This is a genomic window from Trichocoleus sp. DQ-A2, from assembly GCF_039961915.1.
Taxonomy (GTDB): Bacteria; Cyanobacteriota; Cyanobacteriia; order Cyanobacteriales; family FACHB-T130; genus FACHB-T130.
Genome location: NZ_JAMPKD010000015.1, coordinates 133,507 through 152,299, shown reverse-complemented (window position 1 = coordinate 152,299; position 18,793 = coordinate 133,507). Strand labels below are relative to the sequence as shown.

General features: G+C 47.5%; 17 protein-coding genes. 9 read left to right on the top strand and 8 right to left on the bottom strand.

Annotated features, from left to right (window positions below; all coding sequences use genetic code 11):
• Positions 1-123: 123 nt before the first annotated feature.
• The gene (locus NC997_RS16815; protein ID WP_190526345.1) at positions 124-1,080 is read left to right on the top strand and encodes a ribonuclease Z; all 957 of its coding nucleotides are present in this window, start codon (positions 124-126) and stop codon (positions 1,078-1,080) included.
• Positions 1,081-1,120: 40 nt separating this feature from the next.
• Here the strand turns inward: NC997_RS16815 and NC997_RS16810 are convergent, their stop codons facing one another.
• Positions 1,121-1,543 (bottom strand): hypothetical protein, encoded by a 423-nt coding sequence (locus NC997_RS16810; RefSeq protein WP_190414366.1) that lies wholly within the window; start codon positions 1,541-1,543, stop codon positions 1,121-1,123.
• A 113-nt stretch (positions 1,544-1,656) separates the two neighbouring features.
• On the bottom strand, positions 1,657-2,211 hold the full coding sequence (gene cobU, locus NC997_RS16805; protein ID WP_190414368.1) for a bifunctional adenosylcobinamide kinase/adenosylcobinamide-phosphate guanylyltransferase: 555 nt from the start codon (positions 2,209-2,211) through the stop codon (positions 1,657-1,659).
• A gap of 319 nt (positions 2,212-2,530) precedes the next feature.
• On the opposite strand from cobU, the gene NC997_RS16800 reads away from it, so the two are divergent.
• The 4 genes from NC997_RS16800 to hpsU all read left to right on the top strand — a co-directional run bounded on the left by NC997_RS16800 (position 2,531) and on the right by hpsU (position 5,924).
• Positions 2,531-3,268, top strand: coding sequence for a hypothetical protein (locus tag NC997_RS16800; RefSeq protein ID WP_190526343.1), 738 nt, complete (start codon positions 2,531-2,533; stop codon positions 3,266-3,268).
• Between the two features lie 93 nt (positions 3,269-3,361).
• Positions 3,362-4,324 carry a glycosyltransferase family 2 protein gene (locus NC997_RS16795; protein ID WP_190526341.1) on the top strand — a complete coding sequence of 321 codons (963 nt, stop codon included), beginning with the start codon at positions 3,362-3,364 and terminating at the stop codon, positions 4,322-4,324.
• Between the two features lie 51 nt (positions 4,325-4,375).
• Positions 4,376-5,329, top strand: a complete 954-nt coding sequence (locus tag NC997_RS16790; RefSeq protein ID WP_190526339.1) for a glycosyltransferase family 2 protein — start codon at positions 4,376-4,378, stop codon at positions 5,327-5,329.
• Position 5,330: 1 nt separating this feature from the next.
• On the top strand, positions 5,331-5,924 hold the full coding sequence (gene hpsU / locus NC997_RS16785) for a hormogonium polysaccharide biosynthesis acetyltransferase HpsU (RefSeq protein ID WP_339380476.1): 594 nt from the start codon (positions 5,331-5,333) through the stop codon (positions 5,922-5,924).
• A gap of 61 nt (positions 5,925-5,985) precedes the next feature.
• On the opposite strand, the gene NC997_RS16780 is transcribed toward hpsU, so the two are convergent.
• Positions 5,986-7,362, bottom strand: coding sequence for a proton extrusion protein PcxA (locus NC997_RS16780; RefSeq protein WP_190414373.1), 1,377 nt, complete (start codon positions 7,360-7,362; stop codon positions 5,986-5,988).
• Positions 7,363-7,406: 44 nt separating this feature from the next.
• Here NC997_RS16780 and NC997_RS16775 point away from each other — a divergent pair, with 44 nt between their 5' ends.
• A complete protein-coding gene (locus NC997_RS16775; RefSeq protein WP_190526337.1) occupies positions 7,407-9,599 on the top strand; it encodes a recombinase family protein in 2,193 nt (730 codons plus the stop codon).
• Positions 9,600-9,621: 22 nt separating this feature from the next.
• Here NC997_RS16775 and NC997_RS16770 read toward each other — a convergent pair whose 3' ends face one another.
• From NC997_RS16770 to NC997_RS16760, 3 genes are all read right to left on the bottom strand, one after another.
• Entirely contained in the window at positions 9,622-10,809 is a 1,188-nt protein-coding gene (locus NC997_RS16770; protein WP_190526335.1) for a serine/threonine-protein kinase, read from the bottom strand.
• Between the two features lie 106 nt (positions 10,810-10,915).
• Positions 10,916-12,283 (bottom strand): type IV pilin-like G/H family protein, encoded by a 1,368-nt coding sequence (locus NC997_RS16765; protein WP_190526333.1) that lies wholly within the window; start codon positions 12,281-12,283, stop codon positions 10,916-10,918.
• Between the two features lie 83 nt (positions 12,284-12,366).
• Positions 12,367-13,785 carry a serine/threonine-protein kinase gene (locus tag NC997_RS16760; RefSeq protein WP_190526331.1) on the bottom strand — a complete coding sequence of 473 codons (1,419 nt, stop codon included), beginning with the start codon at positions 13,783-13,785 and terminating at the stop codon, positions 12,367-12,369.
• A gap of 25 nt (positions 13,786-13,810) precedes the next feature.
• Between NC997_RS16760 and NC997_RS16755 the strand changes: the two genes are divergently transcribed.
• On the top strand, positions 13,811-14,041 hold the full coding sequence (locus NC997_RS16755; RefSeq protein WP_190526329.1) for a hypothetical protein: 231 nt from the start codon (positions 13,811-13,813) through the stop codon (positions 14,039-14,041).
• Here the strand turns inward: NC997_RS16755 and NC997_RS16750 are convergent.
• A complete protein-coding gene (locus NC997_RS16750; protein ID WP_190526327.1) occupies positions 14,038-15,237 on the bottom strand; it encodes a phosphoglycerate kinase in 1,200 nt (399 codons plus the stop codon). The genes NC997_RS16755 and NC997_RS16750 overlap by 4 nt on opposite strands.
• A 177-nt stretch (positions 15,238-15,414) precedes the next feature.
• On the opposite strand from NC997_RS16750, the gene NC997_RS16745 reads away from it, so the two are divergent.
• Both NC997_RS16745 and ylqF read left to right on the top strand, forming a co-directional pair.
• A complete protein-coding gene (locus NC997_RS16745) occupies positions 15,415-15,837 on the top strand; it encodes a universal stress protein (RefSeq protein WP_190433305.1) in 423 nt (140 codons plus the stop codon).
• A gap of 77 nt (positions 15,838-15,914) precedes the next feature.
• Positions 15,915-16,778: a ribosome biogenesis GTPase YlqF gene (gene ylqF / locus NC997_RS16740; RefSeq protein WP_190526325.1), complete on the top strand. Its 864-nt coding sequence runs from the start codon at positions 15,915-15,917 to the stop codon at positions 16,776-16,778.
• 47 nt (positions 16,779-16,825) lie between these two features.
• Here ylqF and NC997_RS16735 read toward each other — a convergent pair whose 3' ends face one another.
• Entirely contained in the window at positions 16,826-18,349 is a 1,524-nt protein-coding gene (locus NC997_RS16735) for a protein kinase (protein ID WP_190526368.1), read from the bottom strand.
• Between the last annotated feature and the right edge of the window lie 444 nt (positions 18,350-18,793).

Sequence of the window (18,793 nt, the reverse complement as noted above, 5' to 3'; positions counted from 1 at the left end):
GCTACTCATAAACCTTGTGAACTTTTATCCTGAGTCTTCAGAGGAACTGCGTGTTCCCCAGATGCTGTGTCAGGATAGTTACGGAAGGCAATTCCTAGACTTTGTGACCGTTTTCTTGCCAAAATGCAAATTACTTTTTTAGGGACAAGCTCCGGTGTACCGACGCGATCGCGCAATGTGTCCAGCGTGGCTTTACGGCTACCTCAACGAGGAGAACTCTGGCTGTTTGACTGTGGTGAAGGTACCCAACACCAGCTATTACGGAGTGACCTGAAAATCGGTCAACTGAACCGTATTTTTATCACCCATATGCACGGAGACCATATATTTGGCTTAATGGGTCTTTTAGCAACCTGTGGTTTGGCTGGCAATGTTCAACGCATTGACCTCTACGGTCCCCCCGGTCTCAATGAATACCTGCGTGCTTGCAGACAATACTCTTCAACCCATTTTTCCTACCCGGTTCAGGTTCACATCGTACAGCCTGGAGTGGTGTATGAAGATGAAGAATTTATCGTCACCTGTGGTCCCCTGAAGCATCGCGTCACTGCTTTTGGCTACCGAGTCACTGAAAAAGACCGTCCGGGGCGCTTTGATGTAGAAAAAGCCGCAGCCCTCTCAATTCCTCCGGGTCGGGTCTATGGACAACTCAAACGTGGCGAAACTGTGACGCTGCTAGATGGGCGGCAAATTCATGGGGCAGATCTGTGTGGACCGACAGAAATCGGTCGCAAAATTGTTTACTGTACCGACACAGTTTATTGCGACGAGGCGGTAGAACTTTCGCAGGATGCGGATGTGTTAATTCACGAAGCAACCTTTGCCCACCAAGACGCCCAGCTAGCTTTTGATCGCTTGCACTCCACTTCAACGATGGCGGCTCAAGTTGCTCATACTGCTGGTGTTAAGCACTTGATCATGACTCATTTCAGTCCCCGCTATGCCCCCGGTAATGCCATTGTGCTGGATGACCTGCTTACGGAAGCGCGTGCCATTTTTCCGAGTACGGAATTGGCTTATGATTTTCTAAATTATGAGGTGCCTCGGCGGCGGGAAGAGGAATTAAAAATTAAAAATTAAAAATTCTCTTTTTTAATTTTTAATTGTGCATTGTTACTGTTTACAGACCGCTGGCGTTCCGCAGCCGGTCGCGTATTTCAACGAGACGGTTTTGACTGCTGACGGGCGATCGCGGTAGCGGAACTTCCGTGTTGGGCCAGCCGCTGAGATCGTTACAGGGACACGCTAAAGGCGGCATTCCTACAGTCCGGACGGGGACGGGCATGGTGCAACGAGAACAGGGTGACACATCCCATGCTGGTGTCAGCAACTGGGCAATTGGTTCTGCGGTGCCCTCTAAGTAGCAGTCCCCCGAGTCTGGGGAGAGGATTTGCTGCCAGCAGTTTTCAAATTCTTGCGAGTAGCGATCGCCCCGAATCACGGGTTGCGGCAGCAGCGCTTCTTGACCATTCCGAATCAAAACTTTTTTGCCTAACTGAAACCAATAAGCAAGATACTGTTTGACTTGGTGTTGAGATGCCATAGCAAAAGAGTGAATGGTAATAGGTATAGGGTAATGAACAACTCGCTTTTTCTCAATTAGCAATGAGTCATTCGCAATTGCCAGTTTGGCTTTAAGTCTTTCTATGCTAGCGCCTATGATAATTTTGGTAACGGCGTTCCCAGGTGGCTCAGGTTGAGAACGTGACCGGCAGTAACTAAGTAGACTGGGTTAGCGATCGCGCCCACTCGACGCACCAGCCTTCCCAAGCGATCGCGGAACATTCGACCGAGGGGATAGGCGGGAACAACGCCCCACCCCGTTTCCTCTGCCACCAAAATCGCATCACTGACGCTACTTTCCAAACTTTCCAGCAACTCCTGGCACGTCCTTTCCCAAGATTCATCGTCTTGGTCTAAAAAATTCGCCACCCAAGTTCCCAAAGAATCAACGAGGAGACAACTAGAATTCTGAGATGCCCGAATCGTTGCCGCCAGTGTTAGCGGCACTTGCAGCGTTGTCCATTCCCTAGGGCGTCGTTGTTGATGTTGTTCAATTCGAGCCAGCCATTCTAGATCGTTGGGGTCAACGTGAGCCGTTGCCACATAGATAACCGGCTTACCCGAACGCATTGCCAGAGTCTCCGCCCACTCACTTTTCCCGGAACGGGCTGGACCAGTCACTAAGATTAAATGCTTAACAGAAGTCATTCAGATGCGATCGCAAAGAACTTTTTTACCCGTTTCCGGCGAGTTGTGCATTAAAGTTAAATTCAACAGTGGCAGGATTTGTATCTTACCCACCTGTACAGTGTCCGGGTTATTCTAGCGGTCAGGCTTCCCATAAATTTTCATTTTGTGCATTGAGACCGTTAATCCTACCAGACAAATAAACAAATAAAATAGAAACACAAAGCATAGAAACACAAAGCAAGTAAAAATACCAGGAAAAGCACCAATCCCAACCTTTTAGAGATTCTAGCGGCAGTTAGTTAACAGGTTTGATTTGCAGGAGTGGCGTCAGATAACTATGAAACCAGAATTAAAACGGATTGAGACAACACTGGATCGATTGGCTGATCAAAGTCCTGTCATAGAAAATTCGTCCCCTTGGGAAGATCAGCCCGATCCGAAGGGGTGGGGTTCAGAGGCATCATCAGATGCCAATCGCTCAATTTCAATGACCGTACAGGCTTTCTCTGACCAAAAGCAATCTGGCAAGACACCCGTCCTGCCAAAATTAAAAGCTCCCAGTTTCACCAACCATCGGAACGCTGCAAATCCTGCCTTGGCGATGACCCTGTTGCAAGAAATTGAAGCGATTGTTGGAGGTTGGCAGAAGGAACTTCATCAAACCTTGCGCCAAATTCAAGATATTTATCTAGAAGGGCCAATTGTTGATGGTTGGTTAGAGTCTCATTCCCGCGAACCAGAGGTTGGCGTTGAGGCGCTGCGTCAGGTGGTAGACAAGGGTCATGCCAAGTCCGTACACCAGCTGATGGACTATGTAGAAGAACTGTGCAATCAACCCGATGAAAAGGTGACTTGTGAATCTCCACGGGCTGGATACCGCCTGGTAGGAATGGATGAGAATGGTCAATTTTGGTCGCGTCCCTGTCCACCCGAACAGATTCCGAGTGTGAGTGTCGCGATCGCTCGTTATCAAAAGCTGCGCTTGCTGCTGAATCGCAAAGAGGATCTGGAAACCCGCCTCAGCCAACTGGCGGAAACACTCGTTGTTCTACATAGTCATCTAAGTGAGAATTAAAAATACAAAATTAAAAATTAAAAAGTTCAGAAATTCCTGATTTTTAATTTTTAATTTTGCTTTTTTAATTGAGCTAGCCCTAACCCCAAATTTATGACAGAGCCTAAAATTTCTGCGATTATATGTACTCACAATCGAGAGCAGTATTTAGGTGCTGCCATTGATAGTTTGCTGAATCAGGATTTTCCGGATTTTGAAGTCGTGGTAGTGGATAATGCCTCCAGCGATCGCACATCCGAGATAATCAAAGCACGACCGGGGGTAAAATACGTCTACGAAGGCGTTATGGGTCTATCTGTCGCCCGCAACACGGGTGCCAAGGAAGCCAAAAGTGAAATTCTCGCCTATTTAGATGATGATGCCGTTGCTAGCCCGTCTTGGCTGTCGGCACTCTATGATGCTTATCAAAGCAATGAAAAACTAGCGATCGCGGGTGGCAAAGTCACCTTAATCTGGCCCGATGGCATCACGCCTCCTCTGTGGCTTTCCCCTGGACTATCTGGGTGCTTGGGAGCATACGATTTAGGAGATTCCATCGTCTATATCAAACAACCTGGTATGACCCCCAGAGGCTTGAATTACTCGCTCAGACGTACGTTTTTAGAGCAAATTGACGGGTTCGATGTTAATCTGGGTCGAGTCGGAAAAAATTTGTTATCAAATGAAGAATTACACATGACAGAACGGGCACTCAAATTAGGTTGGCAAGTTGCCTATCTGCCTGACGCCTTAGTTGCCCACAATGTCTCTCCCGAACGCCTTGAACAAGCTTGGTTTTTAAGCCGAGGCTGGTGGCAGGGCATCAGTGAATGTTACCGCGAACAAATCGCTGGTAAGGCAGGACCGCGCCAGCTATTGTTAGGAGGCGAACGACTCGTGCGAGGTCTCTACAAATCTGTTAAATATTTTGGCGATGCCGCCCAACGGTTCGACAATCTCGTGTATGCCTACGGTCAGGTGGGTTATTTGAGTGCAGCGATTCAAGGGATGTTATCTGCTCCTTTCAAAGTGCAAAATCCAGAGCCGGAATTAAAAATTGAAAAAGAAAATTCTTAATTTTTAATTCTTAATTGCTAATTTCTAATTGTTCTTTCATCCTTCACGGTCATGACCTCCACACCCTCCAAACTTCCTGTTTCGGTTCTGATTCCCGCTAAAAATGAACAAGCAAATCTGGCGGCTTGCCTGGAGAGTGTAGCCAGGGCGGATGAAGTGTTTGTTGTAGATTCCCAAAGTAGCGATCGCTCGATTGAAATTTCCGAAAGTTACGGCGCAAAAGTTGTTCAATTTCACTTCAACGGTCGCTGGCCTAAAAAGAAAAACTGGGCTTTAGACAATCTGCCGTTTAATAACGAATGGGTGCTAATTGTTGATTGTGATGAGCGCATTACCCCCGAACTCTGGGATGAAATTGCAACTGCCATTCAGAATCCAGAATACGAAGGCTACTACCTGAACCGTAAAGTATTTTTCCTCGGCAAATGGATTCAACATGGCGGTAGGTATCCCGACTGGAACCTGCGTTTGTTTAAGCACAAAACAGGTCGCTACGAAAACTTGGGGACAGAAGAAATCCGCAACACAGGCGACAACGAAGTTCACGAACACGTCATTTTGCAAGGCAAAGCAGGCTATCTGAAAAACGATATGCTGCACATTGACTTTCGGGACGTATTCCACTGGTTGGAACGGCATAACCGCTACTCGAACTGGGAAGCCCGCGTTTATTTAAATATCCTGACTGGCAAAGACGAAAGCGGCACGATTGGCGCTAATTTGTTTGGGGATGCGGTACAGCGCAAGCGGTATCTCAAAAAAACTTGGGTGCGCCTTCCATTCAAACCGTTGATTCGGTTTATTTTGATTTACATTATTCAGCGAGGCTTTTTGGATGGGAAAGCTGGATACATCTATGCACGGTTGATGAGTCAATACGAGTATCAAATTGGCGTCAAACTTTATGAATTAATGGAGTTTGGCGGTCAGTTGAACGTAGCAGCTTCCTCCTCCGTGCCTCCCCAGCCCGTACCCCAGCCAGATTCATTAAAAGGAAGCGTGTAGGGTGTTGGAACCAGGCGAACAACCGCCAGCGATCGCGTCGGAATCTCTTGTTGATTTACGCCGTTACGACCAATCCTGGTTTGACAGAGGACGACCGGGTTGGTTTGTCTTGCTGTGGTGGTTGGTACAAGCGATCGCCTTTCCCTTAACTCCCCATCCCTCTAGCGGTATCCGCTGCTGGCTTTTGCGTCTGTTTGGGGCAAAAATCGGCAGCGGCTTAGTCATCCGACCAACCGCCCGCTTTACTTATCCCTGGAAAATCGAAATCGGAGATTATAGCTGGATTGGGGATGATGTCGTTTTATACAGCCTTGACCGCATTCAGATCGGTCAGCACTGCGTCATTTCCCAAAAAAGCTACCTCTGTACCGGCAGTCATGACATCCAAGACCCAGCTTTCAAGCTAATGACAGCCAGTATCACGATTGGCAACGGCGTCTGGATTGCCACAGATTGCTTTATTGCGCCTGGGGTTGAAATCGGAGCGAATTCTGTGATTGGGGCACGTAGCAGCGTTTTCGGTAACATTCCACCCCAGCAGGTCTGCTGGGGCAGTCCTTGCCGTCCCCACTACCCTAGAGAAATTAAAAATTAGAAATTAAAAGTGGTGGAAAGAATCCCTTTTCTTTAATCTTTAAGTTTGCATTTTTAATTATTCATTCATTCATATTCCGATAAGTAGCAACGGCTGACGGAGAGATTCGGTTTAAGTAGCGGAAAATCCAATACTTAAATATCGTGTCCAAAATGACGGGAAATGTAGCAATAAATAGAAAGTTAAAATCTCTGTTTTCTGGTAAGCCTAAATGCCTTGCCGTTCCTTCCAGAATGACTTCCCAGCCGTGAGGAGAGTGAAATCCTACAAAGATGTCAGTGAACAAGATAATAATAAAAGCTTTAGCACTGTCACTGAGACCATAAACTACGTCATCTATAAAAGCTTTGAAAACTGCAATTTCTTTTTGGCTATTAAGTAGTAATAGGTAAAGAGATCCCGCTGCAATTAGGTCGGCAAAAACATTTTTGATAGCGTTGGCACTTCGGTGACTATATTCCTCCCCAATTTTTAATGCCTTCTCTTTAACTTCTTCTTCCATTTCCTCCTTAGATAATTGAGGAGCTATACCCATTAAGTTTTTGAATTTTAGTAATTCTTCAAATCTTTGCAATTCCTGAAAAGCCTCTTCTTCTAGATCGACATTCAGGAAAATTTCAGTTTTGTTTGGCTCCCGGAAGCGATCGACAAGAGGGCCGACGAAGAAAGTTTTACTTACTTGTTGAGTTAATAGAGGAACTAAAATTAAAACTAAAATAAACCGAATAGAAACAATGGTTTTCGTTTGAGAAGTACGAAAACTTTGAACAACTTCTTCTTCTGAATTCGGGTCAAAGTTTCTCTTGAGTCGATCTAGCGTACTCAAGATTGAGCGAGGCACAAAACTGGTTGTGTCAGTCATTGTTTCTGCCTCATCAGCCACTCGGTCGTCTGTAGAAAACAAAGTTGGCTGATTGACTAGATTCTTCGCTTCAATCCGGTCAACCTTCCTCAAATTTACTTCTACAGATTTAGATTTAGGAACAGGGACTAAGGCTGATGAGGAACGATTTTTTTCAGGCTTGTATTTAGATAAAACATCATCAATAAATTTAAGCTTTTCTAAAGTTATGGATTGTTTATCTTGAGGTTCAAAATCTTCTGTTCTAAAATTTGCCGCTCCAGTCGTCCTTGTTTTTCTTGTTACATCTGGATTAGAACGAGTCACTACTGAAGTGCTGGCCTGAAACTCTGCTAGCCCAAATTTAGCCGTTTTTAAATATTTTTTAAGTTTCGTTTCAAAAAAAGACATGGCATTTTCACGGTATTTTTGACCATCGGGGGAGATTTTTTTACCGTCAAAATGTTCATCTTCCAAAGCCTTAATCATTAAGGCTGCCTTATATGCGCGATCCAAGGCTCTCTCAGGAGTTTCTGAGAACCACTGGTTGGCAGTTCCTAAGTAAGATTGGAGCTGTGACAAGAAAGATAGTTTCATAATAGAAACCGAACGATTACACAAGTATCACTCAGCGTTTAGCAATGTTAACGCAATCGCAGACCATCTGGATCGTCGGGCCGACTCGCAGTGGAAAGACAACTCGCCTTGTAAACCTGTTTTGCCAGTGGGTTGAACGGGGATCTCAACCGCGAGGTTCGCGTCGGAAGGCGGGAAGGCGGGAGCAGGCACCGACAATTTTAGTCTTTGCTGCTAATGATGATAATCGGAGCGAATTAGCTGACCGCTTGGCTACAGCAACACAGGGGCGGTATCCGATTCAATCTAAAACGCCTTTGGGTTTCTTTCAGGACGAGGCGATCTTATTTTGGCCTTTATTGATTCAGCGGTTGAATCTTAGGGCACAATTTCCAGTTAGACTGCGCCCAGAAACTGAGCAGGAGTTAGCCACCCGGTTGTGGCGTCCGGAGTTGGATAATGGTAGCCTTCAGTTTTTGGGGGTGAGCGAGTCTCGTTCGGTGCGTCGCATTCTGGACTTGTTGCAGCTGTGCGCGATCGCAGGACGACCCCTTGAAGAAATTCCCAGTCTTCTCGAACAAGGTTTTGCAGATCAACAAGGGTTTGCCAGGGACGACGATCCGGTGGTGGAGCGCCCGGACTGGGAGAAAATCGGAAAATTGCTGATTGATTGGCGGCAATGGTGTTTAGACCGGGGATTGCTGACCTATGGGATTATTTGCGAACTTTATTGGCGTTATCTACTGCCAGACGAAGCTTATCAGCAGCACTTGATTCGCCGGTATCAGGGAGTACTGGCGGATAATGTGGATGATTATCCAGCGATCGCCTGCGATCTATTCAACTTCCTTTTAGATAAAGGAGCAGCCGGAGCCTTTACCTATAATCCGGATGGGGCAGTGCGACTCGGTTTGAACGCCGATCCAAATTATCTAGCCAGTCTGGAGTGGCGCTGTCAGGTAGAAACTTTGAGCCAGGAACCGAGCAGTATGGCGGCACTTTACGGAAAGCCGGTGGTGGAAGCGGTGAGCGATCCCATGTTTCTGTTGACCTTACCAGAGTCGGTACAGTTGATTCAAACCACATCCCGCGCTCAGTTGTTGCGAGAAACCGCTTTAGCGATCGCAGAGGCGATACACAGCGGACAGGTGCAGCCTCAGGACGTGGCAGTGATTGCCCCTGGTTTGGATGCGATCGCTCGCTATACCTTAATCGAAATCCTCAGCAGCCAGGATATCCCCGTCCAAACCTTGAGCGAACAGCGTCCCCTGAATGCTTCCCCGACGATCCGGGCGCTGCTGACGCTGCAGGCGCTCGTTTATCCAGGCTTGGGGCGGCTGGTAGACCGGGATGCCGTGGCGGAAATGCTGGTGGTACTGAGTCAAGAGTCCGGATTCAGGAGTCCGGAGTCAGGAGGTAGCACCCATTCATCCCCGATCGTTCATCCTTCATCCTTCAAGATTGACCCAGTCAGGGCGGGTTTATTAGCCGATTACTGCTATTCCCCCGATCCAGAGCAACCCAGGTTGCTGCCGGTGACGTATTTCCCCCGCTGGGATCGGCTAGGGCACTCAGCCTGTGCTGCTTATGAAGAGATTTTGCAGTGGCTAGAGGTACAACGAGGTCAGCTGGAACAGCGTCTGATTCCCAACTGCGTCGCCCTGCTTGACCGGGCAATTCAGCAGTTTTTGTGGAAAGGCAGCAATCTCCCCTACGACCAGCTAGCCGCCTTACGCGAACTGATGGAAACCGCCCAACACTACTGGGAAGTCGATGGACGGCTGCGGCAGAGCGATCGCATTGAAACCCCAGATTACACCACGATCGATCGGTTTATCTGCTTGTTGCGTCGCGGTACTGTCACCGCGAACCCTTACCCTGTGCGCCCCCTCGGTCTTGACCGTCACGCCGTGACTTTGGCAACCATCTTCCAATATCGGGCGGCTCGTCGGTTCCACCGATGGCAATTTTGGCTGGATGCCGGTTCCCACCTCTGGTCAAAAGGCGGTGCTGCCACTCTCTACGGTGCCCCCTTGTTTCTCAAGGATTGGTCGGGAGAGGCGCTAACCGAAGAAGATACCCAAGAAGCAGATGAGCAAAGACTGCGGCGGATTTTGCTGGATTTACTGGGGCGAGTGGGGGAGCGAATTTATCTGTGCCATAGCGATTTGGCGACCAATGGACAGGAGCAAACTGGCCCGTTATTGTCCTTAGTCAATGCTTCAATTCCTTTGAACCCTGATTATGCACTCAGCTAACCACGCGATCTTGGCGAGGTTTTTAGAGGGCATGGAGAAAAAGGGTGAGTATCCAGATATATGCCCAAGCCATCGGTATCCCGATAAATAATCCCGCGATCGCCCAGCCTCTTTGATGGGCTTTGAATTGTTCAATACTCCGCCATTTTTTACTTTTCCAAGCCCATTCATTGCCCTTAGAACCGAGGGCGAACCCCATCAACCAACCGATACTCGGTATCCAGGCTAAAAGTCCAATCCAAACATGATTGCTCAAAGGCCATAGATAAGGCATCAGAAATGCGCCCCAATTCCAACCTTTGATTTCATCAGGTACTGGTACTGTCTCATCCAATAAACCGCCTTGCCCAGAATTATTGACCAGGGTTGGTTGCTTTGAAGGTTGGATACCCGTTGAAGTTTTAATCCTTGTTCCTTCTTTAAGCGCTTTCAGGGCAGATTTTGCACTCGCGAACCGTTCCTCTGGAGCTGGTTCTGTTAACTTTTGAATCCAGCTAATGAATGGGGGACTGATGCTCACCTGTTCAGAAAATTGAATCCGCAAGTTCCGAGAAGGCAAATCTGCCGGTGCCGTACCTGTCAACAAATGAATTAAAGTGGCTCCCAGGGAATACAAGTCTGAAGCTGGAACAGACCTTCCGCCAAATTGTTCCATCGGCGCATAGCCGTAAGTTCCGACGACGGTAAAGGTAGCTCCCTCTTTCGCGGCTTTATCTTGCACCGCTCCAAAATCAACCAAATATACCTTGTCGTCATCACCCCAAATTAAATTGCTCGGTTTGATGTCTCGGTGTAGGACTGGGGGACTCAGCTCGTGTAGATAAATCAGAATATTCAGAATTTCCGAGGCAATCTTACGGACTTCCTTTTCAGTGAACTTTTTCCCTTGTAAGAGTAATTCCTTCAGAGAGGTACCGGGGATGTGTTCTTGGACTAACCCGAACCAGAGCGATCGCTCATCGATACAAAAATCATCCCCATATTTAGGAATTCGGGGATGATTCAACTGCTTAAGGATTTGTGCTTCTCGCTCAAACAGTTTGAGATCGTCCCACTGTACCTCGCCGCCAAATGCGAGGAGTTTGACAACGACTAAATTTTTTTCTTCAGTTTCAATATCCGTCGCTAACCAAGTTTGTCGTCCCGCATTTTGTCCCAATCTTTGTTTGAGTTGATAACGCCCCTGTAATATCTGTTCGGCTTGCAGCATTATTCGTTATTTTCCGTAGAAAGCTGAGATGAGGGATTTAGAAACTTAGTATTTGCCTTCACGTATACTGATAATTCGGTTTTTTATCTTGTCACAGCGCCCTTATCTACCTTCCTATCTGCTCTTTTGGTATCTCTAGTGTGCCCGCAGGACAGGCTGGTTTGCCATTGTTATAAATTGGCTCTGGTAGTTTGGTAGCACCAACAGCATTAGATTCACACAAAATTGCTATTGTTTTCATCTTGCCCTTAACAGCATCTGAGGATTTTGCAGGTACTATAAACACACCTCCAACATAGCTTTTGTTATTACGATGGGGTATTGCGTAGTTAAATGCAGCTTTACTCGCCACCATATGAGTTGCATATTCGTAATTTCCTTTCTTATTTTCAACACCAACCCCTAGTTTTTCAACCGAATCAGAAAAGTCATTTTTTTCTATAAAATAAGCTTGCTGACCCCGATTCATCGCCCCAACAGATTGTTTCGCTTCTGAGTTTTCAATTTTGGCCCGCTTGGCAAAAAAACTTGGCAGAGCAATAGCCGAAATGAGAGCCATAAAAGTAAATAATGGCAGCACAGTTAAAAGGACTAAACGACCATAACGAACCGAATTGCCCTTTGACGGAGCCTCTGTTTCGCTATTGGAGCTTTTAAAATTTTCCACTTGTTGCAGAGCTTCAAGTGCCTCGCGCGCCGTGGTAAATCGTTTTTCTGGAGCTGGCTCTATAAGCTTCTCAATCCAACTGCTGAAATGAGGATTGAGGCTAACTTTATCGGTAAATTGAATCCGCATCTGATGCTGCGGTAACTCAGAAGGCGGCGTTCCAGTTAACAAGTGGATTAGGGTGGCTCCTAGTGCGTAAAGGTCGGATGATGGAACTGCACGTCCCCACAACTGTTCTGGTGGCGCATAGCCACTGGTTCCCACCACAGTAAAGGTGACACCTTCTGCCTTTGCACGGTCTTGAACCGCACCAAAATCAACCAAATAAAACTGCCGATCTTCCCCCAAAATTATGTTGCTAGGTTTAATGTCTCGATGTAATACAGGTGGACTTAATTCGTGCAGATAAATTAGAATTTCTAGGATGTCCGTGGCAACATAGCGTACCTGCTCTGCTGTAAATTTTTTGTCTTGATCTAATAGCTGACGCAGGGAATTGCCGGGAATGTAATCTTGCACTAATCCAAACCAAGGTAAGCCGCCGCCTGCCTGTTCATCGAGAGAAAAATAATCTTGATAGGTCGGAATTCTGGGATGGTTTAAGTTTTTCAAAACTTGAGCTTCCCGTTCAAACAGCTTGAGTTCCTCCCACTGCATTTGAGGGCTGAAAGCTAGCAATTTGACAATTACCGATTCGCTGGGTTCTGCTTCTAAATCTTCTGCCAGCCAGGTTTGACGCCCTGCATTTTGTCCCAGTTGTTGTGTGAGGTGATAACGCCCCTGTAATATCTTTTCTGCTTGCAGCATGATAATTTTACTTAGTTAGTTGCTAATTGAAGGATTGAAGGATTACGAATACCTAGTTTGGGATGGTCCTCGGTCATTCGCTCCTATCTCAGCCAGTCTTGGATCTGTCGAGCTATCCAGTTACATTCAGGTTCAGTCAGGTTCTGAGCGAAACAGTATTTCAGCAATCCAGTTTCGAGAGTGACTCCTTCTAAAGGAATTACTTCAACATTTTTGATGCTAGAAACTTTCCCCCGATGGCTAAGATATTTCAACCCAAACAATTCCCTTTTAATTACAAAGTTATCTTGATAGAATTCGATGCAATAATCTCCCCAATAGTTGAGTATGGGCCATTTCAAATCGGCGGGAATTTTCCACAATTCATTGTGTAGGCTCATCCATAGCCGACCCAAAATAAGTGTTAATAGAATGGAGAAGATGAACAAAAACATCGTAGGAAGCGATGACAACAGGGAGAGGAGCATATAAAATATTGAGAAAGCCAGCGATAACAGCACCAAACCGAGCAAAAATAGAGCGATTATGGAGGTCGCTACTAGCATCAATTTCCCTGTAAAGGCGAGAATGTCTTTAACTAGCAAGATTCCCCGCCCAGGAATTTTAATTTTTAACTGAGTAGAAGACTTCCAAAGCTGAACGCGACTGCCAGCAGGCTGACGGATTTGTTGCAGGAGGGCGTTGAGAGAACGATTGGCTTTGAGATCCTCCAGTGCTTGACGGGCGGTGCGATATCGTTGCTCTAAATCGGGTTCTGCGATCGCTTCAATCCACCGGACAAAATTGGAGTTAAGGCTAACCTTGTCGCTAAAGTGAATCCGTAAATTCTTTTGGGGCAAATCTGCCGGGGCGATGCCAGTTAACAAATGGATCAAAGTCGCCCCCAGCGCATATAAGTCGGATGCCGGAACTGCCTTTCCCCAAAATTGCTCTAGCGGCGCATAGCCAGTTGTTCCCACCACAGTGAAGGTGACTCCCTCCGCCACAGCAGAATCTTGAACTGCGCCGAAATCCACCAGATAAATTTGTTCATCTTCTCCCCAAATCAAGTTGCTGGGCTTAATGTCGCGGTGCAGCAACGGCGGGCTTAACTCGTGCAGATAGATAAGAATATTCAGCACCTCGGTGGCAATCTGCCGTACCTGGGCTTCGGTAAAGCGTTTGCCCTGTTTCAATAATTCTTGCAGGGAGGCACCGGGAATGTATTCTTGCACCAATCCAAACCAGCACAAACCAGCGCCAACCTGTTTATCGAGGGAAAAATAATCTCGATATTGGGGAATTTTGGGATAATCGAGATTTTTCAGAACTTGCGCTTCACGCTCAAATAACTTGAATTCGTCCCACTGCATCTGGGGGCTGAAGGCTAGCAATTTGACGATGACTTGTTGTGGCGGTGATGCCTCAATGTCAGTTGCCAGCCAGGTTTGACGCCCAGCATTTTGTCCTAATTTTTCTTGAAGTTGATAACGCCCTTGCAATACCTGCTGTGCTTGCAGCATCTCGCCCTTGGTTCCTTAGCGCCGTATGTACTCCAATTTAGCTAGCGATCGCTCTAAGCGCTACCGTTTCGCTACCACCCCGTCAGGTGTCCACTCTATTTCACTTAATACTGAATACAAGCGATCGCCCTCTCTTTCCCAACAAACGCGATCGCTCTCTTTGAGAAGGACAGCGAAGCAATATACCCCAAAAAGCGTAGAGACGCGATTAATCGCGTCTCTACAAGAATTTTATTTGTTTACTCTTAGAACTTAGGCATCATTCAACGCCGCAATCCCAGGAAGTTCCTTCCCTTCCAGCAACTCCAGACTTGCGCCGCCGCCAGTCGAGATGTGGCTCATTTGTTCGCCCAAGTTCAACTGTTCCACCGCAGCAACCGAGTCGCCGCCGCCGATAATCGTAGTCGTCCCGCTCTTCGTGAGATCCGCCAGAGTCCGCGCGATCGCTTCCGTTCCCTTGGCAAATTGCGGAAACTCGAATACTCCCATCGGACCATTCCAGATTACCGTCTTGCAATCAGCAAGCGATTCCTGGAAGAATTTCACCGAGTCAGGACCAATATCCAAACCCATCCAACCATCGGGAATGGCGTCAATGCTAACCGTTTGAGCATTGGCATCAGCCGCAAAATTATCTGCAAGGATGACATCTGTCGGCAATAGCAGTTGAACACCACGCTCTTTCGCCTTCGCTTCCAAAGACTTGGCCAGTTCTAACTTATCTTCTTCTACCAGCGACTTACCGACACTTAGCCCACGAGCCTTGTAGAAGGTAAAAATCATGCCGCCGCCCAGGATCAGCTTATCGCACTTATCTAGCAGCGTTTCGATGACGCCAATCTTGCTAGAAACCTTGGAACCCCCGATAATTGCTGCCAAAGGACGCTGAGGATTTTCAATCGCGCTTTGCAGATACTGGAGTTCCTTTTCAATCAAATACCCCGCCACCGATGGGCTGAGATACTTGGTTACACCCTCCGTAGAAGCATGAGCGCGGTGAGCTGTTCCAAACGCATCATTCACATATAAATCGGCAACTGAAGCCAGTTTTTTAGCGAATTCTGGGTCATTCTTCTCTTCTTCTGGGTAGAAGCGGACATTTTCCAGCAGCAGCACGTCGCCATTTTGCATCGCCCCCACCTTGGCAGCGACATCATCACCGATACAGTCGTCAGTCTTGACAACTTCTTTACCCAACAATTCAGACAGGCGCTTTGCCACCGGCGTCAGGCGGTATTTATCATCGACACCTTTGGGACGCCCAAAGTGACTAGACAGAATTACCTTAGCGCCTTTGGAAGTTAAATCCTGAATTGTCGGCAGAGCTGCCCGAATGCGAGTATCGTCAGTAATGTTGCCATTGTCCAGCGGTACATTAAAATCCGCCCGTACCAGTACCCTTTTGCCGGATAAATCGGATGCCGATAAATTTGCTACAGTTTTCTTGGACACAGCGTAAACCTCCTAATTGCGTCTTTTTATACTCTTCACTAGCAACCGCGTGTCACTGGTGGTTTGCCCTTTTCCCTCAAAAGCTAGATAGACCAAACCAAATGCAGGGGTAAGGTTATTTCTAGCTCTCTAGCCGTCCACATTTTACAAGAGTTGGGGTTTCTACAGGAGCGTGCCATGTTCAAGACTGTTCTGTTTCCTGTCGATCAAAGTCGAGAAGCGCGCGAAGCGGCTGATGTCGTTGTAAATGTTGTGCAAAAGTATGGTAGTAAATTAATTTTGCTTTCGGTGGTAGAAGAACCCAGCCAAGAGCCAGAGGTGTCGCCGCTCAATTCAGATGCTGCAATGACATCGCCAGAAGCAGTCGCCGAACTGCTCAAAACAGCTCAAAATCTATTTGCCGATCAAGGCATCCAGTCTCAAACGATTGAGCGTCAAGGCAAACCAGCTTTTACCATCTGCGATGTTGCTGACGAAATTGACGCCGATTTAATTGTGATGGGCTGTCGAGGGCTGGGTTTGACTGAAGAAGGCATGACTGACAGCGTCACGAACCGGGTAATTAATTTATCTCCTTGTCCGGTATTGATTGTTCCTTAGTCAAAGTTTAGATTTTGGATTTTGGATTTTAGATTCAATCTAAAATCTAAAATCTAAAATCTAAAATCTAAAATCTTATGACGACTCCTTCAATTCAGTGGTATCCCGGACACATTGCCAAGGCTGAGAAAGCGCTTAAAGAACAGCTCAAGCGTGTGGATGTGGTGTTGGAAGTGCGAGACGCCCGAATTCCCATCTCTACGCACCATCCCCGCGTGCCAGAGTGGATAGGCGGCAAGGCAAAGGTATTGGTACTCAACCGCACGGATATGATTTCTCCCACAGTCCGGCAACTCTGGACTGAGTGGTTTAGGGAGCGGGGGGAAACGCCATACTTCACAGATGCCCAGCATGGGAAGGGTGTGGCAGCAGTGGCACAGGCGGCGCAGGCGGCGGGTGTAGAGATGAATCAACGAAGAAGCGATCGCGGGATGCTTCCTCGTCCAGTCCGTGCCGTTGCGATTGGGTTTCCCAATGTGGGCAAATCGGCGCTCATTAATCGGCTATTAGGAAAGCGAGTAGTAGAAAGCGCCCGTCGTGCGGGTGTAACGCGCCAGCTGCGCTGGATACGCATTTCCGATGAGATTGAACTTTTAGATGCCCCTGGCGTTTTGCCTTCCAAATTAGAAAATCAGCCTGCTGCCTTCAAGTTAGCGATTTGTGATGATATTGGTGAGGCGTCTTACGACAATCAACGAGTGGCATCTGCGTTAGTCGATTTGCTCAAAACGCTCAACGCCCCCGATGCCGATTTATTTCTATTGAAGTCTTTACAGTCTCGCTACGGAGTAGATCCCACTTCGTTCGCAGGCGACGAATATCTACAAGCTGTGGCAGATGAACGTCATAAAGGCGATGTAGAGCGCACAGCACGACAGCTATTAAATGATTTTCGCACGGGTTTATTAGGTGCGATTCCCCTAGAATTGCCGCCAGTCTGAATCGCAAAAGCTCCGGACAATTAAATGTCTTGGAGTAAGAACTATTCCTATTTAGAAGGACAGGTGTTTTTTGTCCGACCCTTCCAAATCCAACCGGAGACTGGAGAATTAATTTCTATCCAGCCACCTTCTTCTTTTCCAGTGACAGAGACTTTGGTTCCTGCTTTCACAACATCCCCTGTTTTCTTTCGTCCATCCACAGAGCGGACATTGGATGAACTAAGAACAACAACACAAGTGTTTTTCACTTCATTTTTAGCTGGCGCAGTAATTTGATTTTTAGCCGTTTCAGGAGAGGACGGGACTTGACGACTTGCAAAAATTCCCCCGATTGCAATCACAAAGATAGCAGTGCCTGCTCCAATTAACAGCGGCAATTTGTTAGGAGATTTAAGTCCAGAATCTAGGCTGGACGACGAACTAATTGGAGCTGGGGCAGGATTTCCAGGAGCAATTGTCACCGTGTTCTGCGTGACGGGGGCGCTTGGGGGCGTTGCTTCATCTGCGACGCTAGCCGGAGAATCCACCGACGTTTCCGATGAATTGCCTGTAGCAATGGTTACGGTATTGTCCGTAGGTGGTGCGATCGGCGGGGTGGAAATAGGAGCAGAGGCGTTATTGGGCGAGACGTGGGGATTGGTGCGTTCTTGGAGCGATCGCAGTGCCTTATTTGCCGACACAGAACCGTCTTTCCAGTAACCGCGCACCTTCTGTCCCAAGACTGCGGCGATCGCTGCCGGGGAATTCGGATTGGTTAGGGAAGCAAGCGATCGCAATGCCTCGGTTGCTGACTGGTAGCGGAATTTGAAGTAGTGGCGTACCATCTGGCTCAGGACAGCGGCTAACCCATCGCTAACTTGAGCCAAGTGCCGCCAGAGAATCTCCCCGCTGTCGGGATCTTCTGCTAATTGCCTGGGATTCAGCCCGGTCAAGGCTTGGATACCAATCATGCCCAGTGCGTAAAGATCGCTGCTAGGGCGGGGTCTGCCTTGTCCCTGTTCGCTAGGCATATAGCCTGGGGTACCAATCGCAACCGTCTCATTCATCCCTTCTTGAGCGATGACGGATTGCATCTGCACCTGTTTGACGGCACCAAAATCTACCAAAACTAACTTCTTATCGGAAGAACGGCGAATTAAATTATCCGGTTTGAGATCCCGATGAATCACCCCGTTCTCGTGTACAAATTCCAGAATAGATAATACTTCAGACAGCAGTTGAATCACCTGACTTTCGCTCCACTGCTGTCCTGGTGGCAGTTCTACACTTAGAGGCTGTCCGTCGATAAATTCCTGCACTAAGTAAAACTCTTCCTGCTCCTCAAAGTAAGCTAACAGCCGGGGAATTTGGTCGTGGTTCCCCAACTTTTCCAGAGTTTCGGCTTCGCTATTAAACAGGCGTCTCGCTGTTTGTAAAAATTCGGGATTGCTAGTCGCGGGTTTGAGGTGTTTAACAACGCAGGTAGGGTTCCCAGGTCGGCGAGTGTCTTGGGCAATGTAAGTATGACCAAATCCACCTTGGCCTAGCGCCTGGATCACCTGGTAGCGCTGGTCTAGTAATATGCCTATCATGGTGTCGCTGCCCTGAGCTGAGGTAAACCGTTTAACATAATTGAGTTTTTCCAAAAAGGAAGCAGTGTTTTCCGGATGTTTCATCAGATATGCACGGATTGCATATCTGATGAAAGAGCTACCCTCTTTCAGGGAATCGCTCTCTCCCGCCGCACTCTTGATTGACTGCGTATGAAAACCGCACTTTCGCGTCTTCTCTGGTGCCCAGTTGTCAAGGCTTCGACGGTCTCGCTAAAACCTCGACCTGACATCGGGAACCAGCGAATACTATGATACTGTTGTTCAAGGAATGAGGGGTATGACCCCCCATTTATATAAGATAAGGCTGAAGGGCGCAGAGGCATTAACGCTAAAACTCAAACGATTTGCCGATTAAGCTGCCCTAAGCGTGTAGCTTGGGCAGGGTTGCATAAATGCCTTTGAGAATGCCATAACCTTGAGGGG